Origin of the sequence: Streptomyces sp. NPDC087844 (assembly GCF_044742785.1) — a bacterium.
GTDB lineage: Bacteria > Actinomycetota > Actinomycetes > Streptomycetales > Streptomycetaceae > Streptomyces.
The window spans coordinates 725,334-747,989 of record NZ_JBIUVD010000001.1; the positions used below are offsets into that span (position 1 = coordinate 725,334).

Here is a 22,656-nt window from a genome sequence, read left to right on the forward strand (position 1 = left end):
GCGCCGCTGGAACCGTGAGGCGGGCGTGCCCGGTCAGGGCAGCGGCGTGCCGCCGGTGGCGTTCAGGATCTCCGCCGTGATGTAGCTGGCTTGTGGTGAAGCCAGGAAGACGTAGGCGGGTGCCATCTCGGCCGGCTGAGCCGGTCGGCCGATCGGCGCCTGCTTGCCGAACTCGGTGGTGTCCGGAAGTGTCGCCGGGATCAGGGGTGTCCACACCGGCCCGGGAGCGACGGCGTTGACCCGGATACCGTCGCCGATCACCATCTGGGCCAGCCCCTGGGTGAACGTGACGATGGCGCCCTTGGTCGTCGCGTAGTCCAGCAGATGCGGGCTGGGCTTGTACGCCTGCACGGACGCGGAGTTGATGATGCAGCCGCCCGACGGGATGTGCGGCAACGACATCTTGCACAGCCAGAACATGCCGTACAGGTTCGTCCGTACGACGCGGTCGAACTGCTCGGTCGAGATGGCCTGGATACCGTCGGTCTGCGACATCTGGTACGCGGCGTTGTTGACGAGGATGTCGATGCGGCCGAACTCGGCGACGGCACGCTCCACCAGTTGCCGGCACTGGTCCTCCACACGGATGTCGCAGGCGACCGCGACAGCTGTGCGGCCCGCCTCCTCGACGAGGGAGACGGTCTCCTGCGCATCCTTCACCTCTTCGGGCAGATAGGTGAACAGTACGTCGGCGCCCTCACGGGCGTAGGCGAGGGCGACGGCACGGCCGATGCCCGAGTCGCCTCCCGTCACCACCGCCTTGCGGTCGCGGAGGATCCCGGTGCCCTCGTACGAGGTCTCCCCGTGGTCGGGCGGCGGGTCCATGGGGCCGGTCCAGCCCGGATGTTGTTGTTCCTGATCAGGGAATTCGGGGCGCGGATGCTTCTGGGCGGGGTTCTGAGTCACGAGGACCTACCTCCTCTGTCTTGTCGGTGCAGGGACGGGCGGGGCGGCCCGCCCGGCCCTGGTTGGATGTCGAATCGGACGTCGAAGTGGACGTCGGGGTGGACGTCGGTGCTGCACTGGTGCTCAGGCACGTTGCGCACGGACGACCACGAGTTCCTCTCGGCTCAGCACGGGGCCGTACGGCACGCTCGCTTGGTCGGTCACCGAGAACCGATGTCTTCCCGACGCAGCGCGTGCGTGAGCAGTCCGGTGTCCCACTGCGGGGCGTGGACGCCCGGCGGCGTGATGGACACCGCGGGCGGAGCGGGTGCCCAGGTCGGTGTTCCCATCGCACCACTCCTTCAGCAGGGCCCCTGACCGGGGAACCGGTACTCACGATGAACAGTCCCGAGATGCCCGGCGATCCAGCCCGGACGCCACGTGGGTTCCCAAGCGATACAGGTCCACACCCGCCTCAGACGTCCGGCAAGAAGCAGGTGCGTTCCCTTGCTACGTGTCAGGAGCAGTCCCTTGCTACGTGTCATGAGCAGGCAGATCACGTTGTCGCTGCGGGAGACAGGTGTGTTCGGCCGACATGGAACGGCCGAGCGGACGGAGGCGCTCGGGCTCGGGCGAATGCCCGCTCTCCAGGCAAGCATGGTTTCGGGTCGACTGCGAGATTTGATCGACTTGGCCGGGGAGCCCCTGAGGCCACAACAAGGCACCGGTGATGTGACCACCGCCTGCCGGCACGCGCGTTCGAGACAGCACGTCACCATTCTGACCAGTAGCCAGCGGTTTCCACCCCCGCAGAGGGGTACCTGCGCTGCCATGACCGGCCGCAGCCGGATACGCGGAGGCTGTGTCCGCTGTCGGGCGGACGTCGGTAAGCCGCCCGTTACGCTCCGGGCCGCGGCGGTCATGAGTGTGTAGTCCTGCTCCTTAGCTTGGAGGAACGATGGCCGACGTCAATCCACTGAAAGCCGCCGCCGAGAAACTGGCCGACACCCTGCGCGACAGCGGTCCCGCCGAGGGGATTCCCGGCGCGCCTTCCCCTGAACCCGTAGCTTTGGAGGAGCCCACGGAACCGCGTGGGCCGTTGCCGCCCAAGCCCGATCAGGGCACCCCTGAAACGGTCAGTCCCACGGGCCAGCCGACCGGCGCCGAGCCGGCCCGCAAGGCTCAGAGCGGTTCCTACCTGACGACCGCGCAGGGCGCCCGGCTGTACGACACCGACCATTCGCTCAAGGCGGGCGCGCGCGGGCCGGTTCTGCTCCAGGACCATCACCTGCGCGAAAAGATCATGCATTTCGACCACGAGCGCATCCCGGAGCGCGTGGTCCACGCCCGCGGCTCAGCAGCGCACGGCATCTTCCAGGCCTACGGCACCGCGGAGAACGTCACCCGCGCGGCGTTCCTGCGCAAGGGCACCGAGACACCCGTCTTCGTCCGCTTCTCCACCGTGCTCGGGTCCCGCGGCTCCGCCGACACCGTGCGGGACACCCGCGGGTTCGCCACGAAGTTCTACACCGAGGAGGGAGTCTTCGACCTCGTCGGCAACAACATCCCGGTCTTCTTCATCCAGGACGCCATCAAGTTCCCCGACGTCATCCACGCGGGCAAACCGCACCCCGACCGCGAGATCCCGCAGGCACAGAGTGCGCACGACACGTTCTGGGACTTCGTTTCGCTGCACACCGAGGCCCAGCACCACACCATGTGGAACATGTCCGACCGGGGCATCCCCCGTTCCTACCGGACCATGGAAGGCTTCGGAGTGCACACGTTCCGCCTGGTCGACAGTGCGGGCGGCACGACACTGGTGAAGTTCCACTGGAAGCCGAAGCTGGGAGTGCATTCCCAGGTGTGGGAGGAAGCCCAGATCGCCGGCGGCGTCGACCCCGACTTCCACCGCCGTGACCTCGCCGACGCGATCGAGGCCGGCGCCCACCCGCAGTGGGAGCTGGGCATCCAGGTCTTCCCGGACAACGCGGAGCAGACCTTCGAGGGTATCGACCTGCTCGACGCCACCAAGATCGTCCCCGAAGAGCTCGCCCCGGTCCAGCCCGTCGGTCTGCTGACGCTCAACCGCAACCCGAGCAACTTCTTCGCGGAGACCGAGCAGGTCGCCTTCCACGTCGGACACCTGGTCCCCGGAATCGACGTCACTGATGATCCGCTCCTGGCGGGACGGCTCTTCTCCTACCTGGACACCCAGCTCACACGTCTCGCGGGGCCCAACTTCGGCCAGATCCCGATCAACCGGCCCCATGCGCCCGTCAACGACATGCTCCGCGACGGATTCCACCAGCAGGCCGTGCACACCGGCGTGGCACCGTACAAGCCGAACTCGCTGGACGGAGGCTGCCCGTTCTTCGCAGGGGCGGACACCGGTGCCTTCATCGAGACACCTGTCGAAGTACCGGCCGGCCGCAAGGTCCGCGAAGCCCCAACCAGCTTTGCCGACCACTTCAGCCAGCCCCGGCTGTTCTGGCTGAGCATGTCCCCGGTGGAACGCGAGCACATCATCGCCGCCTACACGTTCGAGCTCGGCAAGTGCTGGAGCGGCGCCATCAAGGAACGGCAGCTGAGGGCGCTCGCCAACATCGATTCCGAACTGTGTGCCCGGGTGGCGAAGGGCCTGGGTCTGCCCGCTCCGCAGGCCGGTCAGCCGCCCGTCGACGTGCAACCCAGCCCGGCGCTGTCCCAGGTCGGACAGGAATGGCCTTCCGACGGCCGGATCATCGGCATCGTCACCGACGGCGCCACGGACCCCGACGGTGTGCGCGCACTGCGCCAGGCGGTACTGGACGCGGACATGGTCCCGCTGGTTGTCGCACCCGCCGGCGGAGAGATCGGCACGGGCGCCGACGCGATCACCGTTCAGCGGACCTTCGCCACCGCCCGCTCGATCGAGTTCGACGCCGTCGTCCTCGCCGGTGCACCAGCCCTGGGTGACGACGCCTACGGCGCCCGGGACGCCAAGGCCGGAGCGCCCGGCCGGACAGCGCTCGACCCACGCCTGCTGTTGCTGGTCTCCGAGGCGTTCCGGCACGCCAAGGCCATCGGCGGCTGGGCCGGGGCCGAAACCGTCCTGGAGGCAGCCGGGGTGGCCGCGGGCGCTCCTGGCGTGGTGCTCGCCGACAGTGGTGAAGCAGCACTCACCGGCCTGGTCCCGCTGCTGGCTCGCCACCGGGTCTGGGACCGCTTCCCCACCGCGGTCTGAATCACGCGCGTGCCGTGGGTCCCGCCGATCCGGCGGGACCCACGGCGACTGAAGGTTCCTGAGCCGCGTTGGTCGCGCAGTCGCCCGACCGGTACGACACCGAGCGTCCGCGGCTCACGCTCACACAGCAGGTTTCGGGAAAGGGGCATGGGAAGCCGATGGGCAGAACCGCTCTGATCGTCATCGACATGATGAACACCTACGACCACCCGGATGCCGAACTCCTGCTGCCTTCGGTGAGAAAGGTGGTGCCCCGAGTGGCCTCACTTCTGAAACGGGCACGCGACAGCGACTCTCCCGTCATCTACGTCAACGACAATTTCGGCGAATGGCGCTCACACCACGGTGAGCTGCTGGAGAAGACACTCGCAGGACAGCACGCGTCCCTGGTCGAACCACTGCGCCCCGACGAGTCCTCGCTCTTCGTGATCAAGGCACGCCACTCGGTCTTCTACGAGACGCCCCTTCACTATCTGTTGTCGCAGCAGCACATCGACCATCTGGTCCTGTGCGGTCAGGTCACCGAGCAGTGCGTCCTCTATTCGGCCCTGGACGCGCACATCCGTCATTTCGACGTGACGATCCCGCGCGACGCGGTGGCCCACATCCACCCTGATCTGGCGGACGCGGCACTGCTCATGATGGAGCGAAACATGGGCGCCCGAGTATGCCCGAGTGACGATCTGTGGAATCGCCGGCCCGAGGAATCAGCAACGACATGATCTTCGAGGTGGGGGATCATTCCGGGATGGACGAACCGCAGACGCGGGGGTGCGCGGCCGGGTCGGGCGGCACGTCTCCCGGGGGTCACGGCGGACGGTTCAGTCCTCGGCGACGACACGCACGGTCCTGACCGAGGTGTCGACGGCGTCCGGCACGACCATGCCGGCGTCCACGCCGGTACGCAGATAGCGCAGGACTTCGGCGTTCAGGCGCTCGCCGGGCACCGCGGCGGGAATGCCGGGCGGGTACGGAGTGATCATCTCCGCGGTGATCCGTCCGATCGCCTTCTCCCACGGCACCTGTTCGGTCGGTCCGAAGAACGCGTCGCGCGGGAGCATGACCTGATCCAGCCGGAGCTGTTCGGGGTCCGGGACGTCGACCTGCTCGGCGGGACGCAGTTGGTCCGCGTGTGCGGCGACATCCCGCAGGGCCGTCAGGAGGACCCTCGTGGACTCCTCGTCGTCGGCATGGGTCAACTGGGCGCTGATGCGGCGGTGGTCGGACAGGTGGAGGTTGATCCGGTGGTGCTCGCGCAGCCAGTCGGCAGCCCGGTAGCCGGTCGTACCGAGCGAGGTGATGTCGACGATGATCTGGAGGGGGTCCATGTCGGCCGCGAGGCCGCTGCCGCAGAAGTCGTCACGCCCGTGTACGTGCATGCCCTCGATGTCCGCGATCCGGTCCCGTACGGATGCGGCGAGGGCCAGCGTGTCGTCGTACAGGGCCCGGCCGTGCTCGACCATCTGGCGCCGCCACCCGTCCATGGCCGCGTAGACGAGGACCGAGGAGCTCGTCGTGCCGAGAAGGTCCTCACGGCTCCTGAGCACCTCGGGGGCGATCAGCTCGCCCTGGAGGTGGAAGACCGAACCCTGCTCCAGTCCCGAGCCCATCTTGTGCACGGAGGTCACGCAGACGTCGGCACCGGCGTCCATCGCCCAGGTCGGCAGGTCCGGATGGAACGGCAGGTGCGCGCCCCACGCCTCGTCCGCGATGAGCGGCCTGCCCCGCTCGTGGCAGACCCGCGCGATGGCGGCCAGGTCGGAGCAGGTGCCGTACGGCGTGGGCGTGGTGACGAGCGCGCCCTTCGCGTCGGGGTGTTCGGCGAAGGCCGCCTCGAACGCCTCCGCGGACGGCGGGTGCGCCAGGTGCAGCCGGGAGTCCCACTGCGGGGTGACCCAGACGGGCCGGATACCGGACAGGATCAGTCCTGAGACCACCGCCTTGTGCGCGTCGCGCCCCACGAGCAGCTTCTCGTGCGGCCCGGCCACCGACAGCATCGCCGCCTTGATCGACAGCGAGCTGCCGCAGGTGGAGAAGAAGGTGTGATCGGCCCCGACGGCGTCCGCCATCAGGGTCTGTGCCTCCGCGAGGACGCCGTGGGAGGACGTCCGGTCGTCCAGCCCGCTGGTCGCCAGTACGTCGGAGTGGAAGACCGCGTCTCCGAGTACCTCGCGGACCCTGGGGTCGGCGCCGCGTCCCTGCTTGTGGCCCGGCGGGGTGAAGGGGGTCTGCCCTTCGGCGTGGTAGGCCGCCAGGGCTTCGAGTACCGGCGCTTTCGAGTGGTCCATGTGCCTCGACTGCCCTTGCCTCGTGGGAGGGAAACGGCTCGCCGCCTCAGGTGCGGCCGTGCAGGTGTACCGCGGAACCGGGCGCACCCGTTCGGCGGGCGGCGCCGGACCGGCGGCTCTACGAGCCCTCACAGACCGGGCCCGCGCCACTACCGGCCGGCTGCCGCCTTCTCCCGCAGGCGCCGCCACGCCCGCTCCGCGGTCCCGGGGGTGAGCAGCACGTCCGCCGCCGTACAGGCCAGCGCCTCGGCCGCGGCGAGCATCGCGGCACGCCCGCGCTCACCGGCGGCGGCCTCGGCGAACTGCGGGGTGTGGTCGCTGCCCGACTCGTCCATGATCGCTACGAAGGGATGGATGGCGGGGACCCGCGTACTGACGTTCCCGATGTCCGACGAGCCGAGGTAGACCCCCGGTTCGGGTTCCCGGGCGGGAACGCCGGCCCGTGCGAGATGCCCCGCGAACAGCCCGGACAGCACGTCGTTGTCGCGGAAGTGCTCGTACCCGGCCGTCACACGCGCCGTGTCGACCGTGGTACCGGTGGACAGCGCGACGCCCTCGGCACACCGCTCCAGTTCGGCGACCAGGTCGTCGAGCGCGGCCGTGGTTTCGCCGCGCAGTCCGAACAGGCCCTCGGCGAAGGCCGGCACGATGTTGGTGGCCGTGCCGCCCTCCGTCACGATGCCCTGGACGTGCGATCCGGGTGGCAGGCGCCGGCCCAGCACGGCGAGCGTGTTGAACAGTTGGACGAGCGCCGCCAGCGCGTCGACGCCCTCGGTCGGGTCACCCGTGGGATGCGCCGCGCGACCGCGGAATCCCACGCGCACCTGGCACTGCGCGGTCAACGGCGCCCACGTCCAGGTGTGCACGCCCGGATGGAACATCAGGGCGGCGTCGACCCCGTCGAAGACCCCCGCCTCGGTGAGCGTCACCTTGCCGCCGCCGCCCTCCTCGGCCGGGGTGCCGACCGCGAGGAGCGTGCCGTCGACCCGCTCCAGCGCGTCGCGCAGTGAGAGCGCCGCTCCCAGTCCCGCCGCGGCGATCAGGTTGTGTCCGCAGGCGTGCCCCATGTCCGGGAGCGCGTCGTACTCCATGAGCAGCGCGACGCAGGGCCCGTCGCCGTCACCCGTCCGGGCGATGAACGCCGTGGGCAGGCCCGCCACGTCATGTTCGACGAGGAAGCCCGCCCGCTCGAAGTGCCCGGTCAGCAACTCGACCGCCCGGTGCTCCTGGAATGCGAGCTCCGGCGTGCGGTGCAGCTCCAGTGCGACCTCCCACAGCTGCTGAGCGCGAGCGGTCACTTCCCGTCCGATACGGGCGTACGCGACGTCGGTCGTGATGGCCATGCTGCCTCCCCAGGTCCGAGGCCTCGGGCCCCCCGGCTCGTACGTCTCGGCTCAACTTCGGTGTGACCGGCTCCGGGCTTCGGTCTCACGGGTTCTGGGCTTCGGTGTCACCGGTTCCGGGCTTCGGTCTCACCGGTTCCGGTCTTGAGAGAACCCGCGACGAGTCGGCGCCGCGAGCGAACGGACCCCTTTTCCGCCGGGGCGGGGAACCCTGCCGGCGACGTCAGGACTCGTCGCAGGGCCCCCGGCGCCGTCACGGCCCCGCCCTGCCGCACGGCAACGGGGATTCAGGCCGGGTGGTCCGGCTGCTGCTCGGGCGGCGTACCGCCGCCTTCCCCTCCGCCCTTGTCGCCGCGGTCCGTGCCATGGGCGTGGCGGCCGTTCCCACGGGCGGGCTGTGCCGCCTTGCGGGCCTGGCTGTCCTGCGGAGTGGCCGCGCCCTTGTCACTGCGCCGCACCTCGGGCTGCTGCGGGTTCGACATCGACTGGCCTCCTTGCCTCTCGTGTGCACCAAAACACGTGTCCATCCACGAGTGGCTCATCAGCTCCCGTCCGAAACGCCCGGTGGAGCAGATGCGTCCGTCCGCTCGCCGGCAGTTCCGGTGCCACCCGCGGTGCGAGGCACTGGCGCCTGGTCAACCGCTACGTCGACCGTCGGACCTTCGAGCGCGTCCAGCGTCACCAGCTCATCGCCGTGCGGGGCGAACTGCCGGGCCGGCGATCCCACGCCACCCCGCCGGTCTCGGCCGGCCCGTGGCCTTGACACGCCCCCGGCATGGCCCGGAGCCCTGCGGAAGGATGCTCCGCAGGGCTCCGGGCCAGGCCAGGAAGATTCATCCACGTCGCCACACGGACGACGGGCACTGCCATTCTCAGAAGTAGTGCTTGCGCCCGCCGACCGCCCGTCCGGTCGCGCCGAGAACCCACAGGACCGCGCCGACCACGATGAGTACTCCACCGATCGTGGTCAGCAACGAGATGCCGACCAGCAGGCCGATGATGAGCAATATGACGCCAAGGACAATCATGACGACTCCGATCTTCACGTCGCTCCGGTGCACGCGGGCCCTCTGCCACGCAGGCCCGTCGCGCTCCTTTTCCGGTCACTGAACCTGTCGCGCCAACATGTGCCCGCGCCACGAGATCCCATGCCCCGACTGCCCGGAAAACCCTGCGGCCGTGCGGTGCGGGACCCTCCCTTGCACCTGACCTGGGACCGGGGCTGGAGAACGGCCGAAAGTGACCGGTGTGGTTCTCACCCATCTGGTGATTCGGCATCTGTCACGCGGCTTGTGTCACGCGGCTTGCCAGCGCGTCGCGTGTGGTCCCGACGTGCCGTCAGGGAGCTTTGGAACGACATGCAGGTTCGCGGAAGAAGGGCATGTGATGACTGCGCAGACGGAACCGGTCACGCTGGTGCCGACCGAGGGGCGTCGTGGCCGGGGCCGCGTCGTCGTCTCATGGATGACGACGACGGATCACAAGAAGATCGGTCACCTGTACCTGATCACATCGTTCGCGTTCTTCCTGATCGCCGGCGCGCTGGCCATGGCGATCCGGGCAGAGTTGGCCCGCCCGGGCATGCAGATCCTGTCGGCGGAGCAGTACAACCAGGCATTTACGATGCACGGCACAGTGATGCTGCTGCTGTTCGCCACCCCGACCTTCGCGGGGTTCGCCAATGCGGTCATGCCGTTGCAGATCGGCTCCCCCGACGTGGCCTTTCCCCGGCTGAACATGCTCTCGTACTGGCTGTTCCTCTTCGGCGGTCTGATCGTGCTCAGCAGCCTCCTCACCCCTCAGGGCGCCGCGGACTTCGGCTGGACCGCCTACACCCCGCTCAGCGGCGGAGAACGTACCCCCTACATCGGCGGCGATCTGTGGATCATGGGGCTTGCGCTGTCCGGGTTCGGGACCATCCTCGGTGCGGTCAACTTCATCACCACGATCATCTGCATGCGCGCTCCGGGCATGACGATGTTCCGGATGCCGATCTTCACCTGGAACGTGCTGCTGACCTCGGTCCTGGTGCTCCTTGCCTTTCCCGTGCTGGCGGCGGCGCTGCTGGTGCTGGAAGCGGACCGGCGTTTCGGCGCGCAGGTCTTCAACCCCGAGAACGGCGGGGCGGTGCTGTGGCAGCACCTGTTCTGGTTCTTCGGCCATCCTGAGGTGTACATCCTCGCGCTGCCGTTCTTCGGCGTGATCAGCGAGATCATTCCGGTGTTCTCCCGTAAGCCGATCTTCGGTTACACCGGGCTGATCGGCGCCACCATCGCCATCACCGGCCTTTCGGTGACCGTGTGGGCCCACCACATGTTCGCCACCGGCGCCGTACTGCTGCCTTTCTTCTCCTTCATGAGCTTCCTCATCGCCGTGCCCACCGGGGTGAAGTTCTTCAACTGGATCGGCACCATGTGGAAGGGCTCCCTGTCCTTCGAGCCCCCGATGCTGTGGGCCACCGGGTTCCTCGTCACCTTCCTGTTCGGCGGACTGACCGGCGTCATCCTCGCCTCTCCCCCGATGGACTTCCACGTCACCGACAGCTACTTCGTGGTCGCCCACTTCCACTACGTGCTCTTCGGCACGATCGTCTTCGCCATGTTCGGCGGCTTCAGCTTCTGGTGGCCGAAGATGACGGGCACCATGCTCGACACCCGCCTGGAGAAAATCCACTTCTGGACGCTGTTCGTCGGCTTCCACACCACCTTCCTCGTCCAGCACTGGCTCGGTGCCGAAGGCATGCCACGCCGCTACGCCGACTACCTGGCCGCCGACGGCTTCACCGCCCTCAACACCATCTCCTCCATCGGCGCCTTCCTCCTGGGCCTGTCCACGCTGCCCTTCCTCTACAACGTCTGGAAGACCGCGCAGAAGGGCGAGCGTGTCGAGGTCGACGACCCCTGGGGATTCGGCCGCTCCCTGGAATGGGCGACCTCGTGCCCCCCGCCCCGCCACAACTTCGTCACCCTGCCCAAGATCCGCTCCGAATCCCCCGCCTTCGACCTGCACCACCCCCAGGTGATGAAACTCGATCAGGCCGAACACACCGGACAGCGCGACTTCGTCGACCCCGGCGACCACAAAGGCGACCGGTAGACATGCCCCGCCCGGACCACCCCGCGCCAAGGGAAGCGGTCACTGGAATCGCGGCCCAGGCCGAGGGCTTCCTCCTGGCCCGCTCCTGCCACCAAGAGGCACACCGGGAAGCCGAAGCGCTGTGTATCGCGATGTCGTGGCTGACCGCGGCACAGGCCCAGGACGTCACCCATCATTACGTGGACCGCCGCATGGCCCTGACCCGGCACATGCTCGCTACGACGGCCGAGCGGGCGCGGGGGCTGCGCAAGGAGTACGAGACGCGCTACCAGCAGCTCCGTCACCACCTCCTCAGACGCCACGCGGCCTGGGGCTCCGCGCTCGTGGCCTGCTCCGTCGGCATCGGCTGCGCACTCGGGGTACTGGCGCGATAAACGAAGGTGCCCGTCGAGGCCACCCTCTACTCTTGCTCGCCGCTCCCGCCGCTCCCGCCTTCCGCCTGTGACGGGGTCGTGCGCGGTGTCTCGCGGGTGTCCGGCTCCGGTTGCCCGTCATCCGTCACGTCGTCGTCCTCCCGTTCCCCCTCGGCTTGGGACGGTGTCTGCTCGCTCATCTCGGCCTCCTGCCGTAGACAGCCCTCAGGTTGCCCCTCACGCCCGGGCCGTCCGGGCCGTCCGGGCCGTCGGCCTTCTCCTGCCGGGCCCTCCCACCATCACACCACCCGACCGCTCTTCCAGCGACCCGCTGCCGAAGGCGGCGGCCGCTTCGATCTCGCCCGCTACAGGCGCGATTCGGCACGCCTCACAACAGGCACGGCACGCTGTTTCGGCACCCGCCGCATGGTTACTTGTGAGACCTGCACACCAGGTCGGGATTCTCCCCGTCGCGTTCCCTCGGGTTCGGTCCCGGGGATCGGACGGGGCCGACCATCGACACCGTCCGGCGGAGGCCGCTGTGAACCAGAAAGCAGAAGCGACAGACAGCCGGCTGCACGGGGTCGGGAAAGCGTTCCGCCGAGTCGCCAGAGCCTACGCACCGCGGAAGGAACGCCATCTCGGCGGCCACCTCGGGGCCGTCGTCGCATTTGGCGGGTACACGGCCGCCTGGGCCGCCGTGCTCGCGCGGCACAAGACCAAGCTGCCCGACCGTTATGAACCCTGGGACATCGCGCTGACCGCGACGGCCGTCTTCCGGCTGAGCCGACTGCTCAGCAAGGGGTCAGTGACGAGCCCGCTCCGGGCGCCGTTCACCCGGTACGAGTCGGCGACAGGCCCCGCCGAGGTGAGCGAGAGTCCGCGCGGAGGGGCCGTCAAGTCGACCGTGGGCGAGCTGGTGACCTGCCCGTTCTGCCTGAGCGTGTGGCTGACGACCACCTTCACCGGCGCCCGTCTGCTCTGGCCGAGCACGACCCGGGCGGTGACCAGCGGGCTCACCACCCTGGCGATCGCGGACACCCTGCAGCTGAGTTACGACTGCTTGCTGCAGAAGAACGCCGAGTGAGCCACGCGAACACCAGCGCGGCGCGGGACACCGTGGCAGAGTCTCGTCGCCCGCTTGAGAAGTCGACCGCGAGGCCGCGTTCGGCGCAGCGGCTCCAGGAGGCGCGGCTACGTTCCTGACGGCGGAGCGGCTCGTCGGCTGTGCCGCGGGCCCGGCCGCGTGGGCGAGGGCGCGCCGAGGGCCACCTTGCGCATTCCCTCGGTCACCGTGCCGATCCATGGTGTCGAACGGACCGCACCTCGGCTCACACACCCGAGCGCCCACTCGCACCCATCGACATGCAGGCGACCCAGCCGTCCGCCGGAAACACGAGCACCGCCTCGGCCCGGACGATCGAGCTTGGGAGGTTCCCGTGTCACATCCGTCAACAGGCATACGTCCAGGTCAGCGGCATTTCCCTCGGGGCCGTGAGCACCACGGAGGTCCGCAGCGTCATATGAGCGTCACGATATATCCGTGGCCAGGAGCATGGGCGAACCCTGGCCGAACGGCTGGCCGTCCCGGTGCGGGACCGCCGAGCGCGGCGACCCGGCACCGGCTCAGTCGGCGGTCGTCACCTCCTGCAGGTCAGGGCGATGTGCGTGATCGTGTCTCACTGACCTCCGACCGGACCTCGACGCCCTCGGCGTGCGGCGAGAGGCGAGAGGCGGAAGGCGGGAGGCCGGAGTGCCCGCCCGCGCAGCCGAAAGTGAGCGTCTCGCGGTCCACGCGGTCGTACGGCGGTCGTGCGGCGGTCGTACGGCGGTCGTACGGCGGTCGTACGAGATCGTCGGTGGCGTCGGCAGGGGAACAGGGCGCCTTCACCGAGCCCAGGGCCTGCCGTCCGCCGGTGGAACTATGTCCAGCGACCTGGTTGCTGTTCCTCTTGGCGGATGACGCCGGGGCGCCTCCGGGGAACCATGCTCAATGCATGACCTTGTTCGAGCATGATTTCGTCGCGGCGGGTTCCGCGGAACAGCCGGTGGGTGACACGGGGCGAATGCTCCAGATGATGACCGGGTATTGGGTCACCCAAGTGGTACGCACCGCAGCCGAGTTGCGCATCGCCGACTACCTGTTCGGCGACGGTGCCACCTCTGCGGAGGTGGCTGAAGCGGAGTCGTCGGACCCCGACTCGACCTTCCGGTTCCTGCGGGCGTGTGCCTCCCTCGGCCTGGCCACCTCCACCGACGGGAAGCGGTTCACCAGTACACCTCTGCTCGACACCCTGCGCTCCGACGCCCCGGATTCCCTGCGGGACCTGGCGCTGTGGGGCGGGGCCGAGTCGCACTGGCTGCCGTGGGGGCGGCTGGCGAACGCGATTCGCACCGGCACCCCTCAGGCGGAAGCCGCCCTCGGCGCACCCATCTTCGACTGGCTTGCCGCCGCCCCGGGAGAAGCCGAGGTCTTCACCAACGCCATGACGGCCATGACCCGTGGGCTGGCCCACACGCTGGCGGACGTGATCGATCTTGAGGACGCCCGGGTGGCCGTGGATGTCGGTGGCGCCGGAGGCAACCTCGTCCAGACGCTCATGCAGCGGCATCCCGGCCTGACCGGTGTGGTCCTCGACCTCCCGCACGTGGGTGCCGAGGCGGACGCCTCCGCGGCGAGCCTGGGCGTCACCGACCGGTTCACCTTCGTGGGCGGTGACTTCTTCGACGAGGTGCCGTCCGCAGACGTGCACTTGCTGAAGTTCGTCCTGCACGACTGGGACGACGACGCCTGTGTTCGCATTCTGCGCAACTGCCGGGAAGCCCTCAAGCCCGGCGGACGCGTACTGGTGATGGAGCTCCTTGTCGACAAGGTGGGCACGCCCGGTCTTGAACCGCTGATGGACCTCAACATGATGGCTCTGTCGACCGGACGGGAGCGCGACCTCGACGAGTTCCGGAACCTCTTCGAGCGAGCCGGACTGACGCTGGCCACGACGACGCCATCCGGGTCGCGGGTCTCCGTCCTGACGCTCCTGCCGGTCTGATGCCCGCTCAGGACACCGCGACCTGCCCGTCCGGGTGCCGATGACTGCGAGGAGCGCGAACTGTCCGACGCTGCCGGTGACATCCGGGGCGGCGTACTGTTCCAAGAGCGCCTCGCCCCGCACAGGGAGGAAAGCGACTGACGCGGACGAGCGGCTCCGGTACGCCGCAGGCGCGGCAGGATTGGCAGGCGCGGGAGGATCGGGCCACCCCTCGGCGAAGTCCGAACGCGGCGTTGAGAGTCCTCAGGGAGTGGACATCCCCAACGGACGGATCAGCCCGCTCTCATAGGCGAGAATGGTCGCCTGCACGCGATCCCGGCAGCCCAACTTGTTGAGTACCGCGCTGACATGGACCTTCACCGTGCCGATGGCCAGCCCCAGGCGCTCTCCGATCTCCGCGTTGCTCAAACCCGTGGCCACCAGAGTCATGATCTCGCGTTCGCGATGGGTGAGGCTGTTCAGGGCTCCGCTGATCTCCGGAGTCACCGGGGCTCCGTGAGCGAAAGCCGCTATCAGACGTCCCGTGACCGCGGGCGCGAGGACTCCGTCACCGGAGACGACAACCCTTATCGCGGCCAGAAGGGCCTCCGGCTCGGAATCCTTGAGCAGGAAACCGGAGGACCCGGCACGCAGAGCTTCGTAGACGTAGGCATCGAGGTCGAACGTGGTGAGCACGAGTACCTTGGTGCCACTGGTGTGACGCGTGATCAGCCGGGTGGCCGTCAGCCCGTCCATACCGGGCATACGGATGTCCATCAGCACCAGGTCGGGCGTGAGCTCGGCGGCCATCGACACGGCCGCGTCCCCGTCCGCGGCCTCGCCGACCACGGTCATATCGGCCTCAGCCGTCAGAATCGCCACGAAACCCGCGCGAACGATCGCCTGATCATCCACGACCAGTACTCGGATGCTGATGGCACATCTCCTCACCTCGCCCATGACGGGCCCCTTGCCTGCGTCTTGCCCGCGTCGCATCCTCCCATGGCGGCCATGAGCAGGGCATGCCAGACGGGCCCACACACCCACGGGCAACTGAACACGATCGACCCCGAACAGCCTGTACAGACGGGTCTCGCGTCGGCCACTCCTACGTACCAGGGGCGCTCCGCAAGGCGGCCTCCCGAGGGACCGTCGGCGCCTTACCCGCATCCAGGCTCCCGAGCAGCTGCCGCATGGCGGCCAGCGTCGCTCTCGTGGCTGCGGCGACGTCGTTCAGACTGCCCGCCTCCGCCGAGGAGATCACCAGGGTGGCCTGTTGCAGCACCGTCTCCTGCAGACCGCCGGCGACTCGCTGCCGTTCGCTGTGGACCATGTCCCTCGTGCTCGACAGCAGGCCGGTGAGCGTCGCGTCCTCGCGGGCCAGCACCCGCCTTCGGCGCATGTGCATCAGCCACCCCGCCCACCACACCGCCGTGAACACCAGACCGAGCCCCAGCAGCGCCTCGGCAAGAACGAACAGCACGAGAAAAGGACCGGTCGACTCCCCCAGCAGCATCCCGTCGCCGGCGAAGGCAGCCGTCATCGAGACGCCGAACGAGAGGACCGTGGCAGGAACCGCCAGATATGACAGCCGGTGACCAGGCGGAAACGTCATCTGTGCGGCCGGGGACTGAACACACCAGCCGACAGGCACGGTTGCCGGTTTCAGAACGCGGCCGTAGGCCGCGACAGCGTAGACAGCGGCCAGTTCGGCGGTTCCGCCTCCCACGAGACAGTTCGCGGCGGACGACGGCAGCACACCGCACGCCAGCAGCACCGGCCAGACGAGGACATTGGCTCCGATCGCCGCGAGGACCAGCCAGGGGGCTCGTCGGCGCCACAGCAGCGGCAGCGCGTGAACGGTCGTCAACAGCATGAGCAGCAGCCAGACCGAGACTCCCTGGCCGGCGTCCACCGCCTTCTCCAGGGCATAGCCCGACGACGCCACGGTGACCGAGCCGAAGACCGCCCCATCCACGCTCCGCTGCTCTCGTGTGAAGTCGCGCCGTCGTCCCGTGGCCGACTGCCGTACGGACCGGGCATCGGGCAGTACGGCGTGTACGCGCCAACCCCCGTCAGGGCGGGGCCCCGCGGACAGCTGCCCGCCGATGGCTGCGGCACGCCGGCTCATGCCGTCCACACCACGGCCGGAGCCGATACCCAGCTTGTCGCCGCCGATGCCGCCCGGCAGTCTGCCGTTGTCGACGGTCAGGCGCAGTGCCTCCCCGGCTCGTTCCGCCCGAATGGCGACCGAGGCACCCGGCGCGTAACGCAGGGCGTTGGTCAGGGCCTCCCGGATGATGCCGTATGCCGCCTTCGCCGCAGGGCCGACGAGATCGGCGGGGAGGGATACGGAGATGGGCCGCCCCAGTCTGCCGAAGCCCGCGATCAGGGCCTCGATCGAGGCAGTCATCGACTGGGGAGCCGGTTCCTCGTCCACTCGCATGACTGCCACGAGACGCCGCAGCGCCACCTGGGTCTCCCGCGCGGTGCGGCTCGCGAACGTGAGCGCTTCCGCGGCCAGTTCGGGTCTGCTGTCACCGAGCCTGCGGGCGGCTTCGACGGACACCACGACCGAGGTGAGGTGGTGCGCGCTGATGTCGTGCAACTCGTGTGCCAGCCGGTCCCGCTCGGTGGCGGCGGCCTGCCCCCGCTCCTGCTCGGCGCGGGCCAGCCGCTGCCGCGTCACCTGCCGTTCCCGCAGCCAGTGCCGACGGCCGGCGCCAAGGGCACAGGCCACCAGGTAGAGGCAGACGGTGACAAGCCAGTCGAAGGCGAGAGCGCTGCCGAATCCGTACAGTACGGCGCCCGGCAGGAGCTGTACGACGGCGGCAGCGGCGGTCGCGCCCAGGCCGATGGTCCAGTCGCTCAGAGCGGTGACGGAGAAGATCACCACCAGGACCGCCAGGCCTGCCACCATGCCCATGGTGTCGGGCGGCGCCAGAACCTGCACCAGCACGGACGACGCGAGGACCTGGGCAAGGGCGGGCAGCGGTGCCCGGTTCCGTCGTTCGAGCGCATGCGTGGAGAGTGCCGTGGCGGTGAGAACAGTGATCCACGTCGTGGCGCTCGGAGGGTTCTCCAGCGTCGCGATGTCGGCGAACCACAGAACCGACTGCGCCATCGCGAACACGCCTGGCAGGAGCAGGCGTCGAGTCTTTCCCATCGGCACAAGTGTAGAGCCGGGCGCAGCAGTCGGGCTTCGCGCGGGCAGACCTCGTGCGCCGCGGCCCGACCGGTCCGAACGTCGGGCCGCCCTTCTATGCCTTCCGGCTTAGAAGCCGTTCCTCCTGGTGGTAGACGCCGCGGCCGTCGCGGGGCGAGACGATCAACACATGCATCGAACCGACGTCATTATCGTCCTGGTCGCCGTTCTGGTCATCGTTGTCATGGCCAAGCCGCTGAAGAACACGTCGTTCTGGCTCGTCGTCGGCGTGGCCGCCGTCTCCTTTCCCGTCGACAGGAAGCTGCTGGCGGCGCTGGAATCGGCAACGGGCGACGTCGGCACATGGGCGTCGTCTGTCTTTACGGTCAGCACGAGTCTCGTGTTCGCCGTACTCGTCTCGCAGGCGGTCCGGGGATTCAAGTCCTTCCGGGGCACACGCGCCGACCGCCGGCAACACGGCCAGGAAATCGACGCTTGAGCATCCGTGCTTCTCATCAGCAACGACCTCAGATCGGTAGAAGCATGCCCCACCACCACTCCTCCCGGACCGCCGTCCTCCTGGCATCGCTCGCCGTGCTGGCAGCCGCCACCGTCACAGCCTGCGGCCCCGGCGCCGACACCGACGGATCCGCCGCGACCCCCTCGGTCCCCGCCGCCCTCAGCGACCAGAAACTGAACTGGACCGCGTGTTCTGCCCCGTCCACGATTCAGGGCGGTGGTGACAAACCCGAGAATCTGTCCGACGGGACGACATGGCAGTGCAGCACCATGAAGGCACCCTTGGACTACGCGAATCCCGACGGTAGGACCATCGACCTCGCTCTCATCCGGGCCAAGGCCTCGCGGGATTCCGGCCATGAACGACTCGGGTCTCTCGTCTTCAACTTCGGTGGCCCCGGTGATTCCGGGGTGTCGTCGCTTCCCCTCTTCGCCGACGACGACTACAGGAAACTGCACAAGCGCTACGACCTGGTCAGCTTCGACCCACGCGGGGTCGGGGAAAGTGCCGGTGTGGAGTGCCTGGACACGAAGGCCATGGACGCCTGGCTGGCTGCGGACGCGACGCCGGACGACACCGCGGAGGAGAAGGACGCCGTTCGTGGCGTACGCGCCTTCGCCAAGTCCTGCGAGAACAGCTCGGGCGCTGTGCTGGACCACGTCGGCACACAGGAGGCCGCACGCGATCTCGATCTGATGCGTCACGTCCTCGGGGAAAAGAAACTGAACTACTTCGGCATCTCCTACGGAACGCAACTCGGCGGCGTCTACGCCCACCTCTTCCCGGAGAACGTCGGGCGCACCGTCCTCGATGCCGTCGTCGATCCCACCCAGAACGTCCTGGCGAACGCACTCGGCCAGGCAGAAGGATTCCAGGGCGCACTGCGGAGCTTCACCGAGGACTGCGTGAAGCAGAAAGTGTGCTCGTTCAAGGGAGAGAGCCCGGCCGCGGGCGAGAAGGAGATCACCGCGCTCATCGAGAGCCTGGACTCGAAGCCCCTGCCCACGGATTTCGGACGCCCCCTCACCCAGAGCCTCGCACTCAACGGCATCGCAGCCGCCCTCTACGACAGGGAGATGGGCTGGATGGTGCTCAGGGACGCACTGATCATGGCCGCCAAGGGGGACGGCAGCGTGCTGCTGTACCTCTCCGAAGGCCTCAACGGCCGCTCCGACGACGGATACTCCAACCTCAATCCCGCCTTCACCGCCGTGAGCTGTGCCGACCACACGGATCGCTTCACCACCGACGACGTGCGTCAGCACCTTCCCGCATTCCGCAAGGCATCTGCCGTGTTCGGCGACTGGATGGCCTGGCAACTGCTCCAGTGCACCGACTGGCCCGTGGCCGGCCACGCCCCCACCGTCGATGTGACCGCTGACGGCGCGGACCCTGTTCTCGTCATCGGCAACACCGGCGACCCCGCCACTCCTTATGAGGGAGCCAAGAAGATGGCGGACGAGCTGGGCAAGGGAGTCGGTGTCCATCTCACCGTCGACGACGAAGGACACGGCACCTACGGCGTCAACGACTGCCTGACCGGGATCGTCGACAAGTACCTGCTCGACGGAACAGTCCCGAAGAACGACACCGCCTGCGCATGACGAACGTCCAACCGCGCACCCGACTCCCGCGCCCCTGCGAGCCGAAGTCCCTCTGGTCCGGGGCGGCCGAGTTCCTCGCGGGCGCGGGCTACCGACTCGAAGCTGCGGCGCGGGAGGCTCCCGTCGGCGGGGGAACCTCAGCGGCGGCGAGGCCGGTGGCCGCCACCAGCGTGAGAGGCGGGCTTCATGGACGAAGCGGTGCAGGTTGAGCCACCCAACGGCTGGGCCGGACCACCATTCGGCGACGGAGCGGGACCGATGCCCTGGATGGTGTCGACACAGCCGGCCGCGTCCCCAGCATCCGTGACACCCAGATTTTCCGACCGGCGCCCGAACTTCCGGACCCTCTGAGGTGATCCCTTGGGGCCCCGGGAGCCCCAGGATCTCCGACGAACAGGCGGACGACTGCTCCACCTCCTGGCGACCGCCCCACCGGAGCGCTCCGGTGTGGGGCTTGCGGGGCTTCTTCGCCTTAAGGCTCCGTGCGGGAGCCCCGTGGCGTGGTTCCCGGCGGGCGTCGTCGTCTCGCACAGCTCTCACGACAGGCACCGCCTCCCCTGGACCGGGAAGGGGTCCTTGTCCGCATTCAACCCCGCCGATCAGCAGGTACGGCCCGATGAAACGAGCTGACCGCCTGGCGCGGCATCGCCACCCGATAAGACAAGACATCAGGCAGCCGCCTCGCCTGCCTCCACACGCCCTGGACGCGGCCGGAAAAGGCCGAGCCAGATCTTCGGACCGAGCGTCAATCCAGCGTCAAAAACTTGAGCGGTGCCATGTCGTCGACACCGGCGAGGTCATCCCTCTACCGTAGATCAGCAGGTCAGGCGCCCTTCGCCACCGGTTCAAGGATCGCCACGCACTCCACATGATGCGTCATCGGAAACAGATCACCATGCAAGGCGCTTGACATAACCGCAGGTCAGTACCGGCTTACGGCTCTTTTGGATGGCTCCTCGGACACCCAGAGCGTCAAACGAGCGTCACGACCAGCCAGAACAGCAGCTGGTCAATTGGGAGCCCATCTGTCATTCGGCGACGTCGACGCCGTAGCCGCGAGCAAGGTCAGCCAGGCCATGGTCGTAGCCCTGCCCGACGGCGCGCAGCCGCCAGCCCTCTCCTCGGCGGTAGATCTCGGCGAGGATCATGGTGCGCTCGGTGGTGGCTGCGTCGAGGGTGGCCCGGGCGGTCGGGGCCGCGCCGATCCCGCAGGTGGCGGTGATCTCGATGGCTCCTACGTCGGAGAAGGTCGCGGCACCGTCGATCGCGGCGGCGATGACGACCCTGCGGATCTCCAAGGGCAGACGCTCCAGGTCGGCGGTGACGGCCTGCTCCGTCGGGCCGTCCGTGGCGAGCCGCACGGTGCCGTCCGGATGCTCGGGTGCGCTGTAGAAGACGAAGTCCTCGTCTCCCGCCACCTGTTCCTGCGCGTCGACCGCGAAAGCGACGATGTCCACGTCGCAGGCGGTCTGCTGACGCCACGTGGCAGCAACCGTCCAGGGCGTTGCGGTGTCGGACAGGTCGCTGACGGCACCTCGGACCAGTACCTCTCCCACGTCCAGCTGGTCCCCGGCCATGCTCTGTGCCGACGCGGGCGTAGGCGCGAGGAGCCAGTCGGCCTCGTGGACGCGGAGGCCAAGGGCGGCGATGCGACTCATGCGCCGGTCCGCCTCGCCACCGGGCAGCACGACGACGTCGGTCACGCCGGCCGAGAGGTTGACCGCCGCGGAGGCACCAAGGGCGACAGCACGAGCGCGTGCCTCGGCGGCCTCTTCGTGGGCGCCGCCCAGGACCAGGACCCTGCGTCCGGTGAGTGACTGGTCCGTACGGGCAGCGGGCGCGGTTGACGTGGCCGTGCGCTGTGCCGGAACGCCCGGTACGGGTTCAGGTTGTACGGTCGTCGCACTCGCGGGCGTCTCGACGGCGCGACGCTGCTGGGCAGTGCCCTTGGCCTGGCCCGGCTGCACACTCTCCAGCAGTCGCAGGTAGGTCGGCTCGTCTACGAGGGGCACGCCCTCGTCCGCGGCGCGACGCAGCTTGGCGGATCCGGCGCCGGGATCGTTGGTGACAACGACGCTGGTCTGGCCGCTGACCGAGGTCATCATGTTCAGCCCGGCCGCCACCGAGCGGGCGACCAGTTCCTCGCGGGAGACCTGAGTGTCGCCGGTGATGGCGGCCTTCATTCCCTGCACCAGCGCCCCGCCCGACTCCAAACGACCCGAATTGCGGTACGCGCACGCCGTCTTGGGGACATACGGCCTGTAGTCCTGCCGGGGCGGGCAGTCCAGGAGCGGCAGGGACAGGCCCAGTTGCTCGGCCGCGCCCAGCGAACCGCGCAGGATGCCGGAGAGTACGCGTACATCGTCCTGCGCGTCGTGGGCCTTCTCCTGGCGCACGCCGTAGTGCGCGGCGAGGGTGCCCAACTTGAGATCGAGGGTCGCGGGGCCGACCAGGCGGTTGAGAGCCAGCGTGCACAGCCGTCTGCTCACCGGCACCCAGGAACGGACGTGGGCGAACCCGTGGGCCAGGAAGTCGTAGTCGAACTGCGCGTTGTGGGCGACCAGGACACGACTGCTGAGCAGCGCCCCCACCTGCGGCGCGATCTCCTCGAAGGTGGGCGCACCTGCGAGACGGGCCGGGGTGAGTCCGTGGACGTGCACCGGGCCGGGGTCGCAGCCCGGATTGAGGAGGGTGGAGAACTCCCCCGTCTGGTTGCCATGCGCGTCCAGCGTGAGGATCGCGAGCGAGAGGACACGATCCCGGCCGGGTCTCAGCCCGGAGGTCTCCACATCCACCAGCGCCCAGTTGTGGAAATAGTCGGGAAGAGTGGGCCACTTCGGGCTCAACGACAGCAGGGCCACGTGAGGCTCCCCTCCCCCGGTGCCGCGGGCGGCACGCACTCTCCACGGTGATGATCGACCGGTGGGATTTTCGCACGTACTGCGCGCCTTTCGTGGTGAATCGGTAACGGAGAGCCAGCCAACCGGCACCGATCGAGAACGTCAGCGCCCGCGCCTCGCGCAATGTGTACGCACCAAACCGCAGGTCAGGATCTCTTTACGCCCGGTTTTGGAGTCAGTTCTGACCCCACCCGCAAGGGCGGATTCGCCTGATCGTCGCCACACATGATCACTTGACGGTTGCGGCGCGCTTAGCCAAGAGATCTGCGG

Annotated in this window: 18 protein-coding genes; 8 read left to right on the top strand and 10 right to left on the bottom strand. The window is 68.7% G+C overall.

Annotation, left to right across the window (positions count from 1 at the left end; translation table 11 throughout):
• Positions 1-33: 33 nt before the first annotated feature.
• Both ACIOKD_RS02890 and ACIOKD_RS02895 read right to left on the bottom strand, forming a co-directional pair.
• Positions 34-906, bottom strand: coding sequence for an SDR family oxidoreductase (locus tag ACIOKD_RS02890; protein WP_402077239.1), 873 nt, complete (start codon positions 904-906; stop codon positions 34-36).
• A 200-nt stretch (positions 907-1,106) separates the two neighbouring features.
• On the bottom strand, positions 1,107-1,235 hold the full coding sequence (locus ACIOKD_RS02895; protein WP_402077242.1) for a hypothetical protein: 129 nt from the start codon (positions 1,233-1,235) through the stop codon (positions 1,107-1,109).
• A 608-nt stretch (positions 1,236-1,843) separates the two neighbouring features.
• Between ACIOKD_RS02895 and ACIOKD_RS02900 the strand changes: the two genes are divergently transcribed.
• Both ACIOKD_RS02900 and ACIOKD_RS02905 read left to right on the top strand, forming a co-directional pair.
• Positions 1,844-4,111 carry a catalase gene (locus ACIOKD_RS02900; protein ID WP_402077245.1) on the top strand — a complete coding sequence of 756 codons (2,268 nt, stop codon included), beginning with the start codon at positions 1,844-1,846 and terminating at the stop codon, positions 4,109-4,111.
• Between the two features lie 158 nt (positions 4,112-4,269).
• The gene (locus tag ACIOKD_RS02905; protein WP_402077248.1) at positions 4,270-4,833 is read left to right on the top strand and encodes a cysteine hydrolase family protein; all 564 of its coding nucleotides are present in this window, start codon (positions 4,270-4,272) and stop codon (positions 4,831-4,833) included.
• Positions 4,834-4,932: 99 nt separating this feature from the next.
• On the opposite strand, the gene ACIOKD_RS02910 is transcribed toward ACIOKD_RS02905, so the two are convergent.
• The 4 genes from ACIOKD_RS02910 to ACIOKD_RS02925 form a co-directional block, all read right to left on the bottom strand.
• Positions 4,933-6,399: an aminotransferase class I/II-fold pyridoxal phosphate-dependent enzyme gene (locus ACIOKD_RS02910; protein ID WP_402077250.1), complete on the bottom strand. Its 1,467-nt coding sequence runs from the start codon at positions 6,397-6,399 to the stop codon at positions 4,933-4,935.
• A gap of 149 nt (positions 6,400-6,548) precedes the next feature.
• A complete protein-coding gene (locus tag ACIOKD_RS02915) occupies positions 6,549-7,742 on the bottom strand; it encodes an amidohydrolase (RefSeq protein WP_402077252.1) in 1,194 nt (397 codons plus the stop codon).
• 287 nt (positions 7,743-8,029) lie between these two features.
• Complete coding sequence (locus ACIOKD_RS02920) at positions 8,030-8,224, bottom strand: hypothetical protein (protein ID WP_402077256.1); 195 nt, start codon at positions 8,222-8,224, stop codon at positions 8,030-8,032.
• Positions 8,225-8,614: 390 nt separating this feature from the next.
• Positions 8,615-8,770 carry a hypothetical protein gene (locus tag ACIOKD_RS02925; RefSeq protein WP_402077259.1) on the bottom strand — a complete coding sequence of 52 codons (156 nt, stop codon included), beginning with the start codon at positions 8,768-8,770 and terminating at the stop codon, positions 8,615-8,617.
• Between the two features lie 358 nt (positions 8,771-9,128).
• Between ACIOKD_RS02925 and ctaD the strand changes: the two genes are divergently transcribed.
• Both ctaD and ACIOKD_RS02935 read left to right on the top strand, forming a co-directional pair.
• Entirely contained in the window at positions 9,129-10,838 is a 1,710-nt protein-coding gene (gene ctaD / locus ACIOKD_RS02930) for a cytochrome c oxidase subunit I (protein ID WP_402077261.1), read from the top strand.
• Positions 10,839-10,840: 2 nt separating this feature from the next.
• Positions 10,841-11,212, top strand: a complete 372-nt coding sequence (locus tag ACIOKD_RS02935) for a hypothetical protein (RefSeq protein ID WP_402077263.1) — start codon at positions 10,841-10,843, stop codon at positions 11,210-11,212.
• A 26-nt stretch (positions 11,213-11,238) separates the two neighbouring features.
• Here ACIOKD_RS02935 and ACIOKD_RS02940 read toward each other — a convergent pair whose 3' ends face one another.
• Complete coding sequence (locus ACIOKD_RS02940; protein WP_402077266.1) at positions 11,239-11,391, bottom strand: hypothetical protein; 153 nt, start codon at positions 11,389-11,391, stop codon at positions 11,239-11,241.
• A 341-nt stretch (positions 11,392-11,732) separates the two neighbouring features.
• Between ACIOKD_RS02940 and ACIOKD_RS02945 the strand changes: the two genes are divergently transcribed.
• Both ACIOKD_RS02945 and ACIOKD_RS02950 read left to right on the top strand, forming a co-directional pair.
• A complete protein-coding gene (locus ACIOKD_RS02945) occupies positions 11,733-12,278 on the top strand; it encodes a DUF1360 domain-containing protein (RefSeq protein WP_402077269.1) in 546 nt (181 codons plus the stop codon).
• Between the two features lie 910 nt (positions 12,279-13,188).
• Positions 13,189-14,238 (top strand): methyltransferase, encoded by a 1,050-nt coding sequence (locus ACIOKD_RS02950; protein ID WP_402077271.1) that lies wholly within the window; start codon positions 13,189-13,191, stop codon positions 14,236-14,238.
• 243 nt (positions 14,239-14,481) lie between these two features.
• Here the strand turns inward: ACIOKD_RS02950 and ACIOKD_RS02955 are convergent, their stop codons facing one another.
• Both ACIOKD_RS02955 and ACIOKD_RS02960 read right to left on the bottom strand, forming a co-directional pair.
• Positions 14,482-15,153, bottom strand: coding sequence for a response regulator (locus tag ACIOKD_RS02955; protein ID WP_402077690.1), 672 nt, complete (start codon positions 15,151-15,153; stop codon positions 14,482-14,484).
• Between the two features lie 172 nt (positions 15,154-15,325).
• Positions 15,326-17,383 (bottom strand): sensor histidine kinase, encoded by a 2,058-nt coding sequence (locus ACIOKD_RS02960; RefSeq protein WP_402077274.1) that lies wholly within the window; start codon positions 17,381-17,383, stop codon positions 15,326-15,328.
• 169 nt (positions 17,384-17,552) lie between these two features.
• Here ACIOKD_RS02960 and ACIOKD_RS02965 point away from each other — a divergent pair, with 169 nt between their 5' ends.
• The gene (locus ACIOKD_RS02965) at positions 17,553-17,861 is read left to right on the top strand and encodes a hypothetical protein (protein WP_402077277.1); all 309 of its coding nucleotides are present in this window, start codon (positions 17,553-17,555) and stop codon (positions 17,859-17,861) included.
• Positions 17,862-17,905: 44 nt separating this feature from the next.
• Positions 17,906-19,486, top strand: coding sequence for an alpha/beta hydrolase (locus tag ACIOKD_RS02970; protein WP_402077280.1), 1,581 nt, complete (start codon positions 17,906-17,908; stop codon positions 19,484-19,486).
• A gap of 1,028 nt (positions 19,487-20,514) precedes the next feature.
• On the opposite strand, the gene ACIOKD_RS02975 is transcribed toward ACIOKD_RS02970, so the two are convergent.
• Positions 20,515-22,347, bottom strand: coding sequence for a TerD family protein (locus ACIOKD_RS02975; RefSeq protein WP_402077283.1), 1,833 nt, complete (start codon positions 22,345-22,347; stop codon positions 20,515-20,517).
• Between the last annotated feature and the right edge of the window lie 309 nt (positions 22,348-22,656).

What these genes read in the sequence shown, in the direction of transcription:
- ACIOKD_RS02895 (WP_402077242.1), bottom strand. Translation starts at nt 1,235, where the DNA reads ATGGGAACACCGACCTGGGCACCCGCTCCGCCCGCGGTGTCCATCACG.
- ACIOKD_RS02900 (WP_402077245.1), top strand. Translation starts at nt 1,844, where the DNA reads ATGGCCGACGTCAATCCACTGAAAGCCGCCGCCGAGAAACTGGCCGAC.
- ACIOKD_RS02905 (WP_402077248.1), top strand. Translation starts at nt 4,270, where the DNA reads ATGGGCAGAACCGCTCTGATCGTCATCGACATGATGAACACCTACGAC.
- ACIOKD_RS02910 (WP_402077250.1), bottom strand. Translation starts at nt 6,399, where the DNA reads ATGGACCACTCGAAAGCGCCGGTACTCGAAGCCCTGGCGGCCTACCAC.
- ACIOKD_RS02915 (WP_402077252.1), bottom strand. Translation starts at nt 7,742, where the DNA reads ATGGCCATCACGACCGACGTCGCGTACGCCCGTATCGGACGGGAAGTG.
- ACIOKD_RS02920 (WP_402077256.1), bottom strand. Translation starts at nt 8,224, where the DNA reads ATGTCGAACCCGCAGCAGCCCGAGGTGCGGCGCAGTGACAAGGGCGCG.
- ACIOKD_RS02925 (WP_402077259.1), bottom strand. Translation starts at nt 8,770, where the DNA reads ATGATTGTCCTTGGCGTCATATTGCTCATCATCGGCCTGCTGGTCGGC.
- ctaD (WP_402077261.1), top strand. Translation starts at nt 9,129, where the DNA reads ATGACTGCGCAGACGGAACCGGTCACGCTGGTGCCGACCGAGGGGCGT.
- ACIOKD_RS02935 (WP_402077263.1), top strand. Translation starts at nt 10,841, where the DNA reads ATGCCCCGCCCGGACCACCCCGCGCCAAGGGAAGCGGTCACTGGAATC.
- ACIOKD_RS02940 (WP_402077266.1), bottom strand. Translation starts at nt 11,391, where the DNA reads ATGAGCGAGCAGACACCGTCCCAAGCCGAGGGGGAACGGGAGGACGAC.
- ACIOKD_RS02950 (WP_402077271.1), top strand. Translation starts at nt 13,189, where the DNA reads ATGACCTTGTTCGAGCATGATTTCGTCGCGGCGGGTTCCGCGGAACAG.
- ACIOKD_RS02960 (WP_402077274.1), bottom strand. Translation starts at nt 17,383, where the DNA reads ATGGGAAAGACTCGACGCCTGCTCCTGCCAGGCGTGTTCGCGATGGCG.
- ACIOKD_RS02965 (WP_402077277.1), top strand. Translation starts at nt 17,553, where the DNA reads ATGCATCGAACCGACGTCATTATCGTCCTGGTCGCCGTTCTGGTCATC.
- ACIOKD_RS02970 (WP_402077280.1), top strand. Translation starts at nt 17,906, where the DNA reads ATGCCCCACCACCACTCCTCCCGGACCGCCGTCCTCCTGGCATCGCTC.